General features: G+C 41.5%; 15 protein-coding genes. 4 read left to right on the forward strand and 11 right to left on the reverse strand.

Features of this window, described 5'->3' with window-relative positions:
• The first annotated feature begins 25 nt into the window (after positions 1–25).
• Positions 26–1255 (forward strand): organoarsenical effux MFS transporter ArsJ, encoded by a 1230-nt coding sequence (gene arsJ / locus AB4128_RS04270; RefSeq protein ID WP_372037173.1) that lies wholly within the window; start codon positions 26–28, stop codon positions 1253–1255.
• Positions 1256–1345: 90 nt separating this feature from the next.
• Here arsJ and AB4128_RS04275 read toward each other — a convergent pair whose 3' ends face one another.
• The gene (locus AB4128_RS04275; protein WP_055024931.1) at positions 1346–1804 is read right to left on the reverse strand and encodes a DUF2390 domain-containing protein; all 459 of its coding nucleotides are present in this window, start codon (positions 1802–1804) and stop codon (positions 1346–1348) included.
• A gap of 154 nt (positions 1805–1958) precedes the next feature.
• The gene (locus AB4128_RS04280; RefSeq protein ID WP_372037003.1) at positions 1959–3866 is read right to left on the reverse strand and encodes an ABC transporter ATP-binding protein; all 1908 of its coding nucleotides are present in this window, start codon (positions 3864–3866) and stop codon (positions 1959–1961) included.
• Positions 3867–3999: 133 nt separating this feature from the next.
• Here AB4128_RS04280 and AB4128_RS04285 point away from each other — a divergent pair, with 133 nt between their 5' ends.
• A complete protein-coding gene (locus AB4128_RS04285) occupies positions 4000–4215 on the forward strand; it encodes a YheV family putative zinc ribbon protein (RefSeq protein ID WP_372037005.1) in 216 nt (71 codons plus the stop codon).
• Positions 4216–4275: 60 nt separating this feature from the next.
• Here AB4128_RS04285 and AB4128_RS04290 read toward each other — a convergent pair whose 3' ends face one another.
• The 8 genes from AB4128_RS04290 to sfsA all read right to left on the reverse strand — a co-directional run bounded on the left by AB4128_RS04290 (position 4276) and on the right by sfsA (position 11232).
• Complete coding sequence (locus tag AB4128_RS04290; protein ID WP_055024928.1) at positions 4276–4812, reverse strand: hypothetical protein; 537 nt, start codon at positions 4810–4812, stop codon at positions 4276–4278.
• A 288-nt stretch (positions 4813–5100) separates the two neighbouring features.
• On the reverse strand, positions 5101–5946 hold the full coding sequence (gene panC, locus AB4128_RS04295) for a pantoate--beta-alanine ligase (RefSeq protein ID WP_372037007.1): 846 nt from the start codon (positions 5944–5946) through the stop codon (positions 5101–5103).
• A 35-nt stretch (positions 5947–5981) separates the two neighbouring features.
• Positions 5982–6776: a 3-methyl-2-oxobutanoate hydroxymethyltransferase gene (gene panB, locus AB4128_RS04300; RefSeq protein ID WP_055024926.1), complete on the reverse strand. Its 795-nt coding sequence runs from the start codon at positions 6774–6776 to the stop codon at positions 5982–5984.
• 65 nt (positions 6777–6841) lie between these two features.
• Positions 6842–7321 (reverse strand): 2-amino-4-hydroxy-6-hydroxymethyldihydropteridine diphosphokinase, encoded by a 480-nt coding sequence (gene folK, locus AB4128_RS04305; protein WP_055024925.1) that lies wholly within the window; start codon positions 7319–7321, stop codon positions 6842–6844.
• Positions 7322–7323: 2 nt separating this feature from the next.
• A complete protein-coding gene (gene pcnB / locus AB4128_RS04310) occupies positions 7324–8667 on the reverse strand; it encodes a polynucleotide adenylyltransferase PcnB (protein ID WP_372037009.1) in 1344 nt (447 codons plus the stop codon).
• Positions 8668–8853: 186 nt separating this feature from the next.
• Positions 8854–9726, reverse strand: a complete 873-nt coding sequence (gluQRS, locus tag AB4128_RS04315) for a tRNA glutamyl-Q(34) synthetase GluQRS (RefSeq protein WP_144430188.1) — start codon at positions 9724–9726, stop codon at positions 8854–8856.
• Positions 9727–9965: 239 nt separating this feature from the next.
• Positions 9966–10409, reverse strand: a complete 444-nt coding sequence (gene dksA / locus AB4128_RS04320) for an RNA polymerase-binding protein DksA (RefSeq protein ID WP_055024924.1) — start codon at positions 10407–10409, stop codon at positions 9966–9968.
• 118 nt (positions 10410–10527) lie between these two features.
• Complete coding sequence (gene sfsA, locus AB4128_RS04325) at positions 10528–11232, reverse strand: DNA/RNA nuclease SfsA (RefSeq protein ID WP_055024923.1); 705 nt, start codon at positions 11230–11232, stop codon at positions 10528–10530.
• A 381-nt stretch (positions 11233–11613) separates the two neighbouring features.
• Here sfsA and pepB point away from each other — a divergent pair, with 381 nt between their 5' ends.
• Complete coding sequence (gene pepB / locus AB4128_RS04330) at positions 11614–12888, forward strand: aminopeptidase PepB (RefSeq protein WP_080916766.1); 1275 nt, start codon at positions 11614–11616, stop codon at positions 12886–12888.
• Between the two features lie 104 nt (positions 12889–12992).
• Here pepB and thpR read toward each other — a convergent pair whose 3' ends face one another.
• Positions 12993–13544 carry an RNA 2',3'-cyclic phosphodiesterase gene (gene thpR / locus AB4128_RS04335; RefSeq protein WP_055024921.1) on the reverse strand — a complete coding sequence of 184 codons (552 nt, stop codon included), beginning with the start codon at positions 13542–13544 and terminating at the stop codon, positions 12993–12995.
• A 220-nt stretch (positions 13545–13764) separates the two neighbouring features.
• On the opposite strand from thpR, the gene AB4128_RS04340 reads away from it, so the two are divergent.
• Positions 13765–16008, forward strand: a complete 2244-nt coding sequence (locus AB4128_RS04340; protein WP_372037012.1) for a putative bifunctional diguanylate cyclase/phosphodiesterase — start codon at positions 13765–13767, stop codon at positions 16006–16008.
• Positions 16009–16063: the final 55 nt, after the last annotated feature.

Below are 16063 nucleotides of genomic sequence, written 5' to 3' on the forward strand. Positions count from 1 at the left end.
AAACAGGGTTATTCCGATGTCTTTTATGACTAAATTGGCAAATTTGCCTAGTGAAATAAAACAATACTTAATTGTGACCGGCAACTATTGGGCGTTTACATTAACTGATGGCGCCTTGCGGATGCTGGTGGTGCTGCACTTTCATGGGCTAGGGTATAGCCCGATTGAAATTGCGATGTTGTTTTTGTTTTATGAAATTTTTGGTGTTGTGACTAACCTAGTGGGTGGCTGGTTAGGTGCGAGGGTAGGATTAAATCGCACCATGAATATCGGCCTTGGTATGCAAGTGATTGCATTATCAATGCTACTCGTTCCTAATGAATGGTTAACTGTCGTCTGGGTGATGGCAGCGCAAGCTCTATCTGGTATTGCAAAAGACCTGAATAAAATGAGTGCTAAAAGTGCCATTAAAACACTCGTACCAGCTGGAGCGGAAAGTAAGCTTTATCAGTGGGTCGCCATTTTAACTGGTTCTAAAAATGCCTTAAAAGGAGTCGGATTCTTTTTAGGTGGTGCATTATTGAGTCTATTTGGTTTCCAAGTTGCTATTTTGATTATGGCGCTGGCATTGTTGTTGGTATGGATCTTCAGTGTTGTTAGTTTAAAAAGTGAAATGGGTAAGGCCACAGCTAAGCCGAAATTTACTGAGATTTTTTCTAAAAGTAGCACGATAAACTACCTTTCTGCCGCAAGATTATTCTTGTTCTCTGCTAGAGATGTTTGGTTTGTCGTAGCCTTGCCAGTGTATTTAGCCAGTCAGTTTAATTGGGATCATTGGTATGTAGGAGGGTTTTTAGCGACATGGGTTATCGGTTATGGCGCTGTGCAATCTTTTGCTCCTTACTTTACTGGTAAAAAGCAAGGCAAGGTGCCGGATGGTAAAAGCGCATTTGTTTGGGCTGGGATATTAGCTGTAATTCCTGGATTGATTGCTTTGGCTTTGGTGTCAGACTGGCATAGCCAAGCAGTATTGATCGGTGGTTTATTGATTTTTGGCGGCTTGTTTGCGGTTAATTCGTCGATGCATAGCTATTTAATTGTCAGCTATGCAGATCAAGACGGCGTGTCACTCGATGTTGGTTTTTATTACATGGCAAATGCCATGGGTAGACTGATAGGCACATTGTTGTCTGGTTGGGTGTTTCAGCAATACGGTTTAGAAGCGTGTCTGTGGATTTCAAGTGGATTTATTGCATTGGCTGCAGTGATTTCATTGAAGCTACCACAACATCAACCTATGACACAAAAAACCTAATCGTTAAGAAGGTAAAGCTAAGAATTTAGGCTAGATATCTTTAATAAACATTTTGCTGGTTATTGAGAAGCGATAACCAGCAAAATGATGTTAAGCAGATTGCAGACCGGTAAAGTAGTCAGCATCAATACCAAATAAACACAAATAATTGTCCGTGTTATAGGTGTCATTGTCATTGTTAACAACCACGCTAACACCTTCTGCTTCAAACTGATTCAGCTTTTTAAGCAACATTTGCTGGGTTTTTCTCTCCATCATGAGCTCGATATCCAACATCTGTTGATACTCCCCCGGTTGCAAATAGGTTTTTGCTAGGCGGCGTAATTTACGATAAGGCGAAACCACTTTGGTATCCCAATCTTCAATAGTTGCAGCTAAGCTTTCCCATTGAGCGAGCGCTAAAGGGTGCTGCTGTTGGTCGAGATATTGAGCGAGTAAAAGGAGATTAATATTGACCTGATAATCGTCTTGCACGCTAATATAGCTTAAACGATGAGTGGCGTAACGGTTATCACAATCACGCCAAAGTAACGAATTAAACTGTTGCACTGGCTATTTCTCCTTAAATATTAGCGTCCATCAATAGGGCTTGTTCCTGTTTACTCTAGCCCTGTTGTAAATTGGTACTCCATTGCTTGAATGACGTTATGTGATTCAAGTGGGGGCTGACAGTGTTAACCCCCCAATAATACTGATAACTTAATTAGCTAAGCGTAAATTCTTGTTCAATAACTTCGATTTGCTCTTGTAGCTCTAGCCAAGTCATTTCACTTTCATCCATCGCTTGAGTCAGTTCTGTTCGTTCATTGAGCACTTTCGTCATTTTAGCTTTATTTTCAGCTTCATACAGTGAACCATCTGCCAATTCTGTTTCAAGCTCACTTAAACGACTGGTTATTTTTTGCTGTTGAGTTTCAAGTTTGATTTGTTGCTTACGTAAAGGCGATACCTTTTGTCTCAACTCTGCTTCTAACCTTTTTTGCAGCTTTTTATCGACTGCTGGCTTTACATTATTATCATCTGAAACCGGTTGTGCAGCTTTTGCTGCATCAAGTAGCCATTGATGATAGTCGTCTAAGTCGCCTTGGAATGGTTTAACAGCGCCTTGGTCTACAAGGTAATAATCGCTACAGCTTAACCGTAAAAGATGTCGATCATGTGACACGATGACCATGGCACCTTCAAAAGTTTGCAAGGCCATTGTCAGCGCATGGCGCATTTCTAAATCAAGGTGGTTGGTGGGTTCATCTAATAGCAAAACGTTTGGTTTTTGCCAAACTAATAGCGCTAATACCAGGCGGGCTTTTTCACCACCTGAAAATGGTCCGACAGCAGACAAAGCCATATCACCATTAAAGCCAAATCCACCTAAGAAGTTGCGTAATTCAAGCTCTTTGGCATTTGGCGCTAATCGCACCATATGTTGCAATGGGCTATCATCCAAACTTAAAAATTCGATTTGATGCTGAGCAAAGTAACCAATATTTAGCCCTGGGTTAGGCTGATATTTACCTGTTTTCGGCGCTAATTCTCCAGTAAGCAGCTTAATTAAGGTCGACTTACCTGCACCATTGCGCCCAAGTAGGCCAATACGAGCCCCAGGCACAAGGTTGAGCTTTACTTCACTTAGAATTGTTTTATCACCGTAACCAATAGAAACATTTTCCATGGTCACTAGCGGATTTGGCAGGGCGTCTGGCTCACGAAACGCCATATGAAATTGGCTGTCAACTTGAGAAGGCAACAGGTTAGCCATTTTTTCTAAGGCTTTTAAGCGGCTTTGAGCTTGTTTGGCTTTGCTGGCTTTATACCTGAAACGATCAACAAAAGATTGCATGTGGGCACGTTCTTTTTGTTGACGTTCAAATGCGGCTTGTTGCTGTGACAAGCGTTCAGCACGAATACGTTCAAAGGCACTGTAATTACCTTTGTAATAGTTAAGCTTTGCATGCTCAACGTGAACAATTTCATCCACAATACCATCAATAAAGTCACGGTCATGACTGATAAGGATCAGTGTGCCTTGATATGCTTTAATCCAACCTTCAAGCCAATACATGGTATCTAAATCTAAGTGGTTGGTAGGTTCATCGAGAAGTAAAAGATCAGAGCGACATAATAAAGCCTGTGCTAAGTTAAGTCGCATACGCCAGCCACCTGAGAAACTTTTTACTGGGCTACTTTGTTCTGTTTCACTAAAACCTAAGCCCGCTAATAATGCCCCCGCTCGTGATCGGATTGCATAGCCACCAATGGCGTCGATTTTGCCATGGATAAGCGCAATGTTATGACCATCATTATCTTCTTGTGCTTGATTGAGTTGAGCCTCAAGTTGTCTAAACTCAACGTCACCATCAAGCACGTATTCTAATGCTGAGACTTCTAATGCAGGCGTTTCTTGCGCTACAGTCGCAATTTGCCAGCCTGCTGGAAGGCTAAAATCACCTTTATCGAGTTGTAAGTTACCTAAAATCAAGGCCAACAATGAAGACTTACCGGTTCCGTTTGCGCCTACTAGGCCAACTTTATGACCAGGGTAAACGGTGAGATCGGCGTCATCGAGTAAGGTTTTTGTTCCACGGATGAGCTGGGCTTGACTGATGTTAATCATGAATAGCAACTTGATTGGTGATAAGACAAAAAGTGCAGGGATAATAGCGTAATTGATAGTTTTTTAATACCAGAGCGAGACTGGATTAGTACAACTATGGCAAAATAATGATATTGAATTGATAAATGTGTAGATGAAAAATAATAAAATTATGACAAAAATTAAGAAACGCTTTGTAGCTGGGGCTAAATGCCCTAAATGTCATGCGCAAGATAGCATTCAGTTATTTAAAGAAAATGGGATTGAAACTGTAGAATGCACAGATTGTGATTATCGTGAGCAACAAACTGAGGCGAAAGTTGCCAAAAAGGCCACAGGTGATGTGATAGGGGTCTTTAAACCTGATTAAGTTTTCAAGATGACAATGCTTAAATGTGAGAAAAGTAAAGGCTAACGGTCTAAGAGTTCGTTAGCCTTCTTCTTTGGCTAGAGCGCCATCATTGGCGCTTTCAGCAAGAATTTTGTTTTTGTGTTCGATGAGCACGATGATGACATGACGGTTATTTTTCATTAACTCATCAAAGCGATGATTAATTTCACCTAAATCTTCCACATAATCTGGATCATCTTTTTCTTTTTTATGCCAGTAACGATTTCTATCTAGCTTTTGTATTTCGCTTGCACGTAAAATTTCAAAATAGCTATTTTCTTGTTTAAGGCGATACACCTCACTATCGAGCAACTGGATCAGTTTCTCTTTTGAGATGGTTTCTTTTTTCAATAGTGCTTTTAACGGATCTTCTTTTAATACGATTTTGTCAGAATCGACTTCGGTTGTGATACCTAATTCATATTCAATTTTATGCTGACGAAATTCTTTCGGACAGACCGTTTGGCTGAAGGCAATTTTGTTGTCCTTCATACACTTATATATTGTATTTGCAGAGGCAAACGTCGGCCCCATAAATAATACAATCATCAATGTTAGTAGTAGTCTAATTGGCATGCGGCCACATATCCTTTTGATAAACAAATATCCTTTTAACACCTTTTGTTAAAAAATATATCCGTTGCTTACCGCTAGTTGGCCAATATCCATTGGCTCTAGAAGTTTGTAAATCATTATAGTCGGTTGTAACAATAATGTAGGTATACTTTTTTACTATGGCCTAATTTTAACGAGAAAACCAGTTTTTTGACAGTAGATTTTTTATTGGCACTGAAGAACTTTGCTTTAAATATGTAAGACTTAGTGAAAAATCAGCTAAGTCTTACAGGGCAAGTGGTGAATAGATTAACGTTGGAAAGTGAGGTTATCGATTAATCGTGTGTTGCCAAGGTAGGCGGCAGCTAAGATAACAAGGTGTTTATCATCTGCAGTCGCAATGGCTAAATTGGCAGCATTTCTTATTGAAAAGTAATCTATTTTAAAGCCTGCTTGGATCAACATGTCAGCGGCTACTGCCTCGCTTTCAGCGATTGTTTTACCATCCATAACATGTTGCGCAGCTGCATCCATGGTCCGTTTAATAGTGGCAGCTTGATGTTTTTGCTCTGTCGTTAGATAGCCATTTCGCGAGCTCATCGCTAAACCTGAGGCTTCACGTATTGTGTCAATGCCTACAATTTCAATCGGTAATGATAAATCTTCAGCCATAGCAGTGATGACCATTAACTGTTGGTAATCTTTACGGCCAAAAACGGCGATATCAGCTTGAACAATATTAAATAACTTACAAACGATAGTAGCGACACCACGGAAGTGACCTGGTCGACTTGCACCGCAAAACTCATCACCAATATGAGGGACTTCTACGAAGGTTTGTTGCGCTAACCCTTTAGGGTAAATAATGTCTGGTGTGGGGGTGAACAAGAGTTCCGCGCCAGCGGCTACCAATGCTTCACTATCTGCTTGTAACGTTCTTGGATAGGCATCTAGATCTTCGTTTTGACCAAATTGCATAGGATTAACAAAGATTGATACGACAACATGATCCGCACGTTTTAGTGCTTCAGTTACTAAGGTAATGTGACCTTTATGAAGGTTGCCCATCGTTGGCACAAAGGCAACGGTATCGCCTTGCATGTGCCACTGTTTTACTTGCGCTCTAATTTCAGCAATGTTCGCTGTGGTAATCATTGATATTGACCTATAAACGATTAAAGAGTGCGTTATTAATTAAACGCATGTTCGTCAGCTGGGAATGTACCATTAGCCACTTCTTCAATGTAGGCTCTTACTGCTGCTCGAATTTCACCAGTTTGTTGTAAGTAATTTTTAGAGAACTTAGGGATGTAACCGCTAGAGATCCCAAGTACATCATGCATAACAAGGATCTGACCATCAGTATCACGTCCTGCTCCAATCCCAATGACAGGAATCGTTAGCGCATCAGTGATACGTTTTGCTAGCGCACTAGGGATGCATTCAACAACCAATAACTGAGCGCCAGCAGCTTGAAGTGCTAATGCATCATCGACCATTTGTTGGGCTTTGTCTTCTTCACGGCCTTGAATCTTAAAGCCACCAAATACGTGTACTGATTGAGGCGTTAAGCCTAAGTGTGCACAGACTGGAATACCGCGCTCAGTCAGCATTTTCACACTTTCTAGTAGCCATTCACCGCCTTCAAGTTTGACCATGGTTGCCCCTGCTTGCATTAGGGTGCTGGCATTGGTCATGGTTTGTTCTGGCGTGGCATAACTCATAAACGGCATATCAGCGATCAGTAACGCTCGCTTGCAACCTCGATTAACACTGGCTGTGTGATACGCAATATCATTGACTGTAACAGGTAGAGTGTCGTTGTGACCTTGAAGTACCATCCCTAATGAGTCGCCAACCAACAAAACGTCGATGCCTTCATTATCAAATGCGCCGGCAAAGCTCGCATCGTATGCGGTGAGTGCGGTAAATTTCTTACCTTCTTGTTTGAATTTGATAAGGGTTGAGCTAGTGACTTTTGACATAATAAACTCTTAAAAGTTATTCATATTCAAGTTATCGATTTGCGGTGCGTATTGCTAAGTGCTGATTAAAGTTGGACTAATTCAGCCCGCATTTCACTGGTAATTAAGTGTGTTAATTCAGTATTACAAGGCAGTATTAATTGCGGATTAATGTCTGCCAATGGAATGAGTACAAAACTGCGCTGTTTCATGCCGTAGTGGGGGACGGTGAGCCTTGGTGTGTCAATGCACTCTTGCCCATAAAGCAACAAGTCAAGATCCAATGTACGAGGCCCCCAGCGGACTTCTCTGACTCTGCCCTGGGTATTTTCAATATGTTGTAAGGCCTCAAGTAAGGCCATGGGAGTCAAGTTCGTGTTAAAGCTTGCTACCCCATTGACATAATCTGGCTGTTCTACATCACCCATAGGCACAGAGCGATATAGCGGCGAGATGGTCACCGCATTATTTTCTGCAATGGTTCTTAACGCCAGTACCGCATCTTCAAGTTGTTGTACTGGGTCATTAAGGTTTGCGCCTAACGCCACATAGACTGTGGTGCTCATGATTAACCTTTGTTAGTCGGTTTTACTTCAGATGAACCTGAGTTATCTGATTTAGGCTTTGGGCGACGACGTTTGCGCTGATGGGCGTTTCTGTTGCGGCTAGGGCCTTTTTTATTACTGCTTTTAGCAATGTCAGAGCGCTCTGTTTCATCTGCTTCAACAAATGATTTCCACCATGTCGCAATTTTCCCGATATTGCCACCTTCAGCTTCACCACGTAACAGCAGTAAGTCATATGCAGCGCGGAACTTAGGGTGCTCAAGCAGTTTAAAGGCACGAGTGCCTTGGCTTCGCTCAAGACGCAGTTGTAATTGCCAAATATCTTTAGCGGGAGTGCTAAATCGACGTGGGATACTGATAGTGCGGCATTGCTGCTCCATCACATCACCCATCGCGGCGACGTGCGCATCGTAATGGCTTAAACCACTTTCTAGGGCAATATCATCAGCACGTTGTTTTAATGGATACCATAATAACGCTGCATAGAAAAACGCTGGAGTAACAGGTTTGTCTTGGCTAACACGTAAATCGGTATTCGTCATTACAGCATTAAGCATTTTGGCTGTATTGCCGTTTGGCTGCTCTTTTATCAGTGCTGAAATTTGCGGGAATAATGGCTGAAATAAACCGAAATCACGCATCATGTCGTAGTTAGCTTTTGCTTTTCCAGCAAAGAATAACTTGAGTACTTCTTCGTACATTCTTGCGGCTGGGATATCTTTTAATAATGGCGCTAATGCGTTAATGGGCTCAGCCGTTTTGGGCTCGATACTCATATCGAGTTTTGTCGCAAAACGAACCGCGCGTAGCATTCTGACAGGGTCTTCACGATAACGGGTTTCAGGATCGCCTATCAAACGTATGGTACGGTCATCAAGATCGCGAATACCGCCGCCATAGCTGTGAATAGAGTAATCGCTGATGTCGTAATAAAGTGCATTGATGGTAAAGTCACGACGCTCTGCGTCTTCATCAATTTCGCCATAGACGTTATCACGCAATAAACGGCCTTCAGCATTCGATTTCGAAATCTTATCATCAGTTTCACCGTGATGACCACGAAACGTTGCCACTTCAATGACGTCACGGCCAAACACAATATGCGCTAATCTAAATCGACGACCAACGAGTCGGCTATTACGGAATAATTTTTTGATCTCTTCAGGGGTCGCATTAGTCACGACATCGAAATCTTTTGGTTCCATACCTAATAAAATATCGCGAACACCACCGCCAACTAAGTAAGCTTTATAGCCAGACTTGCTGAGTCGATAAAGTACTTTAAGTGCATTTTCACTGATTTGACGTCGAGAGATTGTATGGGCATCTCTGGTGACAATGTCCAAGCGAAGACCGTCATCTTGAACTTCTGGTTCATTGACAGGAGTGGATTTATTGTCTTCAAACAGTTGTCTGCAGAATTGACTAATACGGCGAAAAATAATACACCTCGAACGATACGATTAATGGTTAGAATTAAATGGTTAAAAATCTGGCGGCTATGATATACCAATTGTAAGCTAATGAGTATATCACTGCGCTATCAGAATCTCAGATACTTGAGGAATATCGGCTATCTTAAATTGTTCGATAGCTTGTTTTAGCATGATATCGACATTATCGGTATCAACCTCTGCTTGACCTAAAAACCTCAAGGCGGCGTTAATACTGGCCTGAGGGTGTTTTACATCGATAGCATTCGCATAATTCTGTTTTGATAATTTAAAGCCAGGCTTGGTACAAGCAAGGGGTAAATGCAACCAGCTTGGTGAAGTAAAACCAAGAATATTATTCATACTCAATTGTCTGCAACTGGTTTCTAGCAAATCAGAACCACGAACAATTTCAGTGATTCCTTGAAAAGCATCATCGATGACTACAGCAAGTTGATAGGCAAATAAGCCATCGCTTCGCTTAATAATGAAGTCTTCACCAGCAAAATCATCACCTACGCTAACGTCTCCCATCACAACATCGTGAAATTGACTCACTTTTGCATGATTGCGAATACGAATCGCACCTTGGGTTAACCTAGGTGATAGTGAGCCACAACGACTGTCATAAGTGCCACCCATTAACCCAATTTGTTTACGAGTACATTGGCAATAGTATGCTTGGTCATTGCTAAGCAATTCATTAATATGCCGTTGATAAACTTCGCTACGATCACGTTGAAATAACGCTGTTTGATCCCATTGTAAGCCATAAGCTTCAAGTGTTCTGAGTATGTCATCACTCGCACCGGCAACTTCTCTTGGGGGATCAATGTCTTCGATTCTGACTAACCATTGGCCCTGCTGATGTTTTGCTCTTAAAAAACTGCCCAGTGCAGCGATAAGTGAGCCAAAATGTAAAGGGCCAGAAGGGGAAGGGGCAAAGCGGCCAATGTAATCTGGTGAGTTCACGACAAAACCCTTAATTGAAAGCGAAATATTGAACACATTAAGTTAGCAAAATCATTATCAGAAAGGGTATTGAGCCTTTCTTATTGTTGCCCATTATTATTGCTATATATGTTTAGAAGGGCGTTCAGTACAAACTGATTTTGGCGTGGAAGTCGATAAAAAATACCAAAACAAAGGGCGAGAATAATCTCGCCCTACGATCTGATAAGCTGAATATACAGTTCTCAGTGGTTGCTGTATTAGCCAGCCATTTGCTTTTCTTTGATCTCTGCAAGTGTTTTACAGTCGATACATTGATCAGCAGTTGGACGAGCTTCAAGACGGCGAATACCGATTTCAACGCCACAAGAATCACAGAAGCCGAAATCATCTTCTTCAATTTTTTGCAGTGTTTTTTCAATTTTCTTAATCAGTTTACGTTCTCTGTCACGAGCACGTAATTCTAAACTAAACTCTTCTTCTTGGGCTGCGCGATCAACTGGATCTGGGAAGTTTGCAGCTTCGTCTTGCATATGGTTCAACGTGCGATCAACTTCTTCACGTAACTGGTTACGCCAAGCTTCTAAAATCATTTTAAAATGACCACGTTGCTCTTCACCCATATACTCCTCACCAGCTTTTTCCTGGTAAGGTTCTACACCTGCGATAGCGAGTACGCCGAGTTTTTTGGTGCCTTCAGGCATAACGCATCTCCTGTAATAATTAGCGATTTATGTGCGTCGTAAAATTTATGGCCGCTATCTATAGCAGAAACTCTATAGCGTGGCAAACTATTTGATTAGTATTTTTTTCATTTTTGAACTAAACAATAACTTTGCATGAACGGGTAATGATACTTGAGGTTGCTGAGATTTCAGTTTGATAAGCTAAAACTTCAACGCCGCTATTGACCGCTTGTTTAAGTAATAATGCATATTGTGGATCGATATGCTCTGCCGCTTGAACGAGATTAATGCCTGAATGCTGAACGACAAACAATAACACTGCTCTATGACCTAGACTAACCATATGCATTAGCTCACGCAAATGCTTTTGCCCCCTAGCTGTGACAGAATCAGGAAAATACCCTACTGTTTGCTCTAATAATGTACAACTTTTCACTTCTACATAGCACAGCGGCTGTGTGTCATCACTTAGTAAAATATCTATTCGGCTATTTTCGTCACCGTATTTTACTTCTCGTTTAATGTTGGCGTAACCCGAAAGCTCAGTGATTACACCTGATTTAATCGCCTCTTCGGCTAAGGCATTAGCACGTCCTGTGTTAATACCGATTAAGTGCTGCTCTGGCGTAGCGCTGATTTCCCAAGTATGTGGGTACTTACGCTTAGGGTTGTCAGATGTAGAAAACCAAACGGTTTCACCTGGGAATAAACAGTTTTTCATTGAGCCAGTATTTGGGCAATGAATGGTAATCTCACTACCATCTTCTAGTTTTACATCAGCTAAAAAGCGTTTATAGCGTTTGAGTAACGTTCCTTTTTGTAAAGGTGGGGTAAAGTCCATAAGAAAGTGTGCTCCAGGCAATAAAGGGCTGATTGGGAGTGCTGAGTGATTTGGAGTGAATGCATACTGGCATCATCACTTTCACTTTATTTAGGCAAAGGTTATATCATGGGCTTGTATGACTTCAACTACTATTCATGGGCGCATAAGTAAGAGCGAATGCTAGGGTGGTTTTACTGTGAGTGGCTATTTTTAGCAGTACATTCTTATTAACAATTAATATTAATTTTTGTGCTGGTTTTAGTCTCGTTTCATTACCGATTTACAGTACACTTAGCCCATTGGAAACAAACGTTACAATGTAAGAACAGCACAACAACGATTAAAAAACTAAACAGCACTAAAAAAGAACAGCACAAGCAGAATAATAAGGACAAAATAATGCAAATAATGACCGTTGCCCTAACACAAGATGCGCCACAAAGCCTTTGGGGCAAAGCAAGTGTGACTTATCAAGGTAATCAAGCGTTAATTCATTTAACTGATTCAGATGTACTTCGCCAGGTACAAATGGCGGCTCGAAAAATTCGCGCTCAAGGTGTTACAAGTGTCCAGCTTGAAGGTGAATTATGGAATATTGACTCTCAGTGGGCTTTCTCTCAAGGTTTTACAACGGCAAGAGGCGAGTTTGAAGTACGTTGGTGTGGCGATGAAGCGACTCAAACCACATTAACCCATCGTTTCGAAGCAGCTAGCTTTGCGCGTATGTTAGTCAATGAGACACCAGAAGAGCTGTCACCAGTGGTACTCGCCAATCATGCTGCTAATTGGTTAAAAGCGATTGGTGGCGACAATGTCAGCTACGAAATTGTTGAAGGCCAAGAACTACTTGAAAAGCAGTGGATTGGTTTACATGCTGTTGGGCGTGGCAGTGAGCGTCCACCTGCAATGTTAGTGTTAGATTTTAATCCGCTTGGTGATGATGCACCTGTTTCGACAGCGTTAGTCGGAAAAGGCATCACATTTGATTCTGGTGGCTACAGTATTAAGCCTTCTGTTGGCATGTTAGACATGAAGTGTGACATGGGCGGTGCTGCAACTGTCACTGCGGCACTGGGCTTGGCAATGAAAGCCGGTTTAAATAAACGCGTTAAGTTGTTCTTATGTTGTGCGGAAAACCTAATTAGTGGCCATGCTTATAAATTGGGCGATATTCTGACTTACAAAAATGGCGTCACTGTAGAAGTCGTTAATACTGATGCAGAAGGTCGTCTTGTTTTAGCGGATGGTTTGCAAGCTGCATCAGACACTGGGGCTGAATTGATCATTGATGCTGCTACGCTAACTGGCGCTGCTGTGATGGCAGTGGGTGATAATTATAATGCGATATTCTCGCCACAAACTGAAACCTTACAACGTGTGCAACAAAAAGCTGCTGACGTTTCTGAAAATGTTTGGCCATTACCGTTAAATGAATGGCACAAAGATATGTGTCCTTCTCCTTTTGCTGACACAGCTAACAGTCGTGCTATGAAAGGTGGTGGAGCAGGTGGTGCATCTAATGCCGCAGGCTTCTTGTGGCGCTTTGTCACGCCGGGAATGAATTGGTTACACATGGATTTAGCCGCGGCTTACTCATCTTCTGATTCAGCGTTATGGAGCGCAGGCGCGACAGGGCATGGTGTACTTACTATTGCCGCTTTACTAGAAGAGTAAATTCGATAGTGTCGTATTGACGCTAATAAGATAAAAAAGCCGCAATATTGCGGCTTTTTTATTGGGCTTTCATCAAAAGTGAACCACTGGAACAGCAATTGAACTTATGGCGTAAGAGGCCAGTGCTGAATCGGTAGATACTTAACCCCACCAGGCAAATTGAGGGATTCAAATAACGTCAGTTGTGTTGCTGTGACGGTAATCGGTGCCTTTAATAAGAATGGAAAACTTGTTTGCTCACTTGGTAAGGTGCAATGTCTAAATAAGCTTACATGGGGTCGGTAGTCGTGTTGACTTTGCATAAGGCCTAATTCTTTTGCCATATTCTGTAATTGGTTAGCTATGTAAGATAGCTTATCAACAGCCATCCCCTCTGCACAAATCAGCTTAGCTTGTGGCCAATGAGCAATATGGGGCATTGATACGGTAAAAGCATGAAAGGTTTCTGCTTCAATTAAGCGGCTAAGTGCAACCCTATCAGCCAAGCTTGTATTTCCTAAAAAAGCGGCAGTGATATGAAAGTTCTCTTTTGCTACGGTTTTAGCTTTCTGAGCGACTAACGGCTTTATGAAGGTTTGCTGTGCCTTTAATTCATTGGCGATTGAATCACCAACCGAAAAACCGACAAAAGTGCGTTTGTTAACACTTTTAGACATTAGTCCATCCTTATAAATATCTTGAATCAAATTGTATCGCTTGCGGGTCGCTAATGGGGTAATTTAGTTACTAAATACAATTAATTTAATGTAAAAAGTTGTCGTTTTTAATCTAAGATTAATGCAAGCAGCACAAAATCCATTGAATTTATCGAACATGAGGTTGGATAAATCTTAGCAATAATGAGAGCTACATTGCCAAATATTAATGAGTCGCATAATGGTTGATAGCGAATTTAAATCGGTATGGGTCAGTGAACAATCATCTGAATTAAGTCGCTTTTTATCATCAGAAAAAGTCACAGAAGAAGTTGAGCGATTAACGCAGAAACTAGACTGTGACGGCGTAGTGATCGTACTGTCTCAAATATCAGAACACATCACCAGTGACTGTGTTGTGCAAGCCAATGCTTTAAAAGTGTATGACTCTGATGCGCAAACAGCAGAGTTACTCGGCTTATCACTCGCTTCTTATCCTGACTTATGTGAGCAACTCTTATTGAATAACCATAGTGGGTTATTTCCTCATTGTGACCAAACTGAACATGATGATTTACATTTTTCAGCGCCGTTAGTGGATGGACTCAATCAATTTTGTCACTCTTTAGCTAAGCCGATAAGACTATTGATTAATCATGTGGCGCAAATCGGTCATACTCGGCTGTGTCTCATCCCTTATCAACACCAAGCTAATTGGTCGGTATATGCTACTGGTGGAGATGATTGCCAGTTTTATCTCACTAATGAATTTGCGCTAAAGCTTTGCTCACATGCAGAGCTCACTCGAGTATCAGAATTACTGCAAAATAAAGAAATACAATACCTTGAGTTATTCCAACAATTACCTGTAGCGTGTGCGCTGATTGGTACTGACAATAATGTCAGTAATCAAAATCATGTCGCCAGTCAAAGCCTGCCTTTTACCATAGGTAAAAGTCTATTTTCTGTGATTAATTCAGATGATCATTTATTGCTTGAGGATTGTTTACACATCGTTAGAGAAGGCGCACTACACCAATCTTGGTGTGAACTGCCCTTGATCGTTTCAGGTGTTAAGCACTGGTATAAAATGAGTTTTTGTCGTGCTCTTGATATTGAGCATCGACTACTCATGATGGTTGAAGATATTTCTGAGCGATATCGTTTAGCAGATGAACTGTCATTTCAATCAAATTATGACCCACTAACAGGCTTACCTAATCGGGTGCAGTTTGAGGCGATGCTCGAAGAAACCATAAATGAGAAAGATAGGTTACCTGCTTGTGTTGCGTTTTTAGATCTGGACCAATTCCAAGTCATTAACGATGTCAGTGGACATCAAGCGGGTGATGAATTGCTTTGTCAGGTATCCAAGCGCTTGAGTCTTCTGCTTCGTACTGGGGATATTGTGGCCCGTTTAGGCGGCGATGAGTTTGGTATTTTAATGTATCACGCCGATAAAGCCTCTGCAGAGCAAGTGGCTAGCCGGATTTGTCAGCAACTCTCAGAGCATGAATTCATATGGGGGGAGATCACTCATAACGTCAGTATGAGTATGGGCATGTCCGAGCTTAACTCCCGCTCAGAAGACATTTATAGCGTCATGAGTCAAGCTGATGCCGCTTGTCGGATTGCGAAAGAAGATGGCCGAAATCGCTGGCACTTTTACAGTAAAAATGATCCGCAAATGCACCAGCTTTATAATCAAATGCTAGCGTCTGTGGATATTATCTCGGCATTAGCGCTTAACCAGTTTGAGTTATTTTTCCAATTGATAGAGCCGCTGTCTTCTAAAGATACTGGCATTCATATGGAAATTTTACTGCGGATGGTTCAAGAAGATGGCCGCTATGTTTCTCCTGGAGTATTTTTACCTGCAGCTGAGCGCTATAACCTCGCATCTCGTATCGATCGTTGGGTTATCGACAATTTGTTGAAGTGGGGCTCAAGGCATATGGAGATCTGGGACGACCTTAACATGGTTTCACTGAATTTATCTGCAGTGTCTTTATCAGATAGTAAATTCATGAGCTGGCTTGAAATGCGCTTAATGGTTGAACCTGAATTAGTTGATAAATTATGTTTTGAAATCACTGAAACCGCCGCAGTTAGCCAACTTGAACAAGCCACAGCCTTGATTGATTTGTTAAAACCGCTTGGTTGTAAACTTGCGTTGGATGATTTTGGTTCAGGTTTCTCAAGCTTTGCTTATTTGAAGTGCCTTGATGTAGATTACGTCAAAATTGATGGTCAATTTGTTGTGAATGTATGTGATGATCGCAGTGACAAAGCCATTGTTTCTGCTATTTGCCAGCTAGGTAAAGACATGGATTTTGAAGTGATTGGCGAGTTTGTTGAAAATCAAAACATCGGACTTTTATTGCGTGAATTAGGTGTAGATTATGCTCAAGGTTACGCGATTGGTAAGCCGACACGATTAATGGAACTAGATTCTGGGCTAAGACAACCTTGGCTGATCGACTGAATATAGGCCCAGTGAAGCTGCGAAAACTTATCATATCAACCTTTTCTTTATCATA

Source organism: Shewanella sp. 10N.286.52.A9, from assembly GCF_041468985.1.
Taxonomy (GTDB): Bacteria; Pseudomonadota; Gammaproteobacteria; order Enterobacterales; family Shewanellaceae; genus Shewanella; species Shewanella japonica.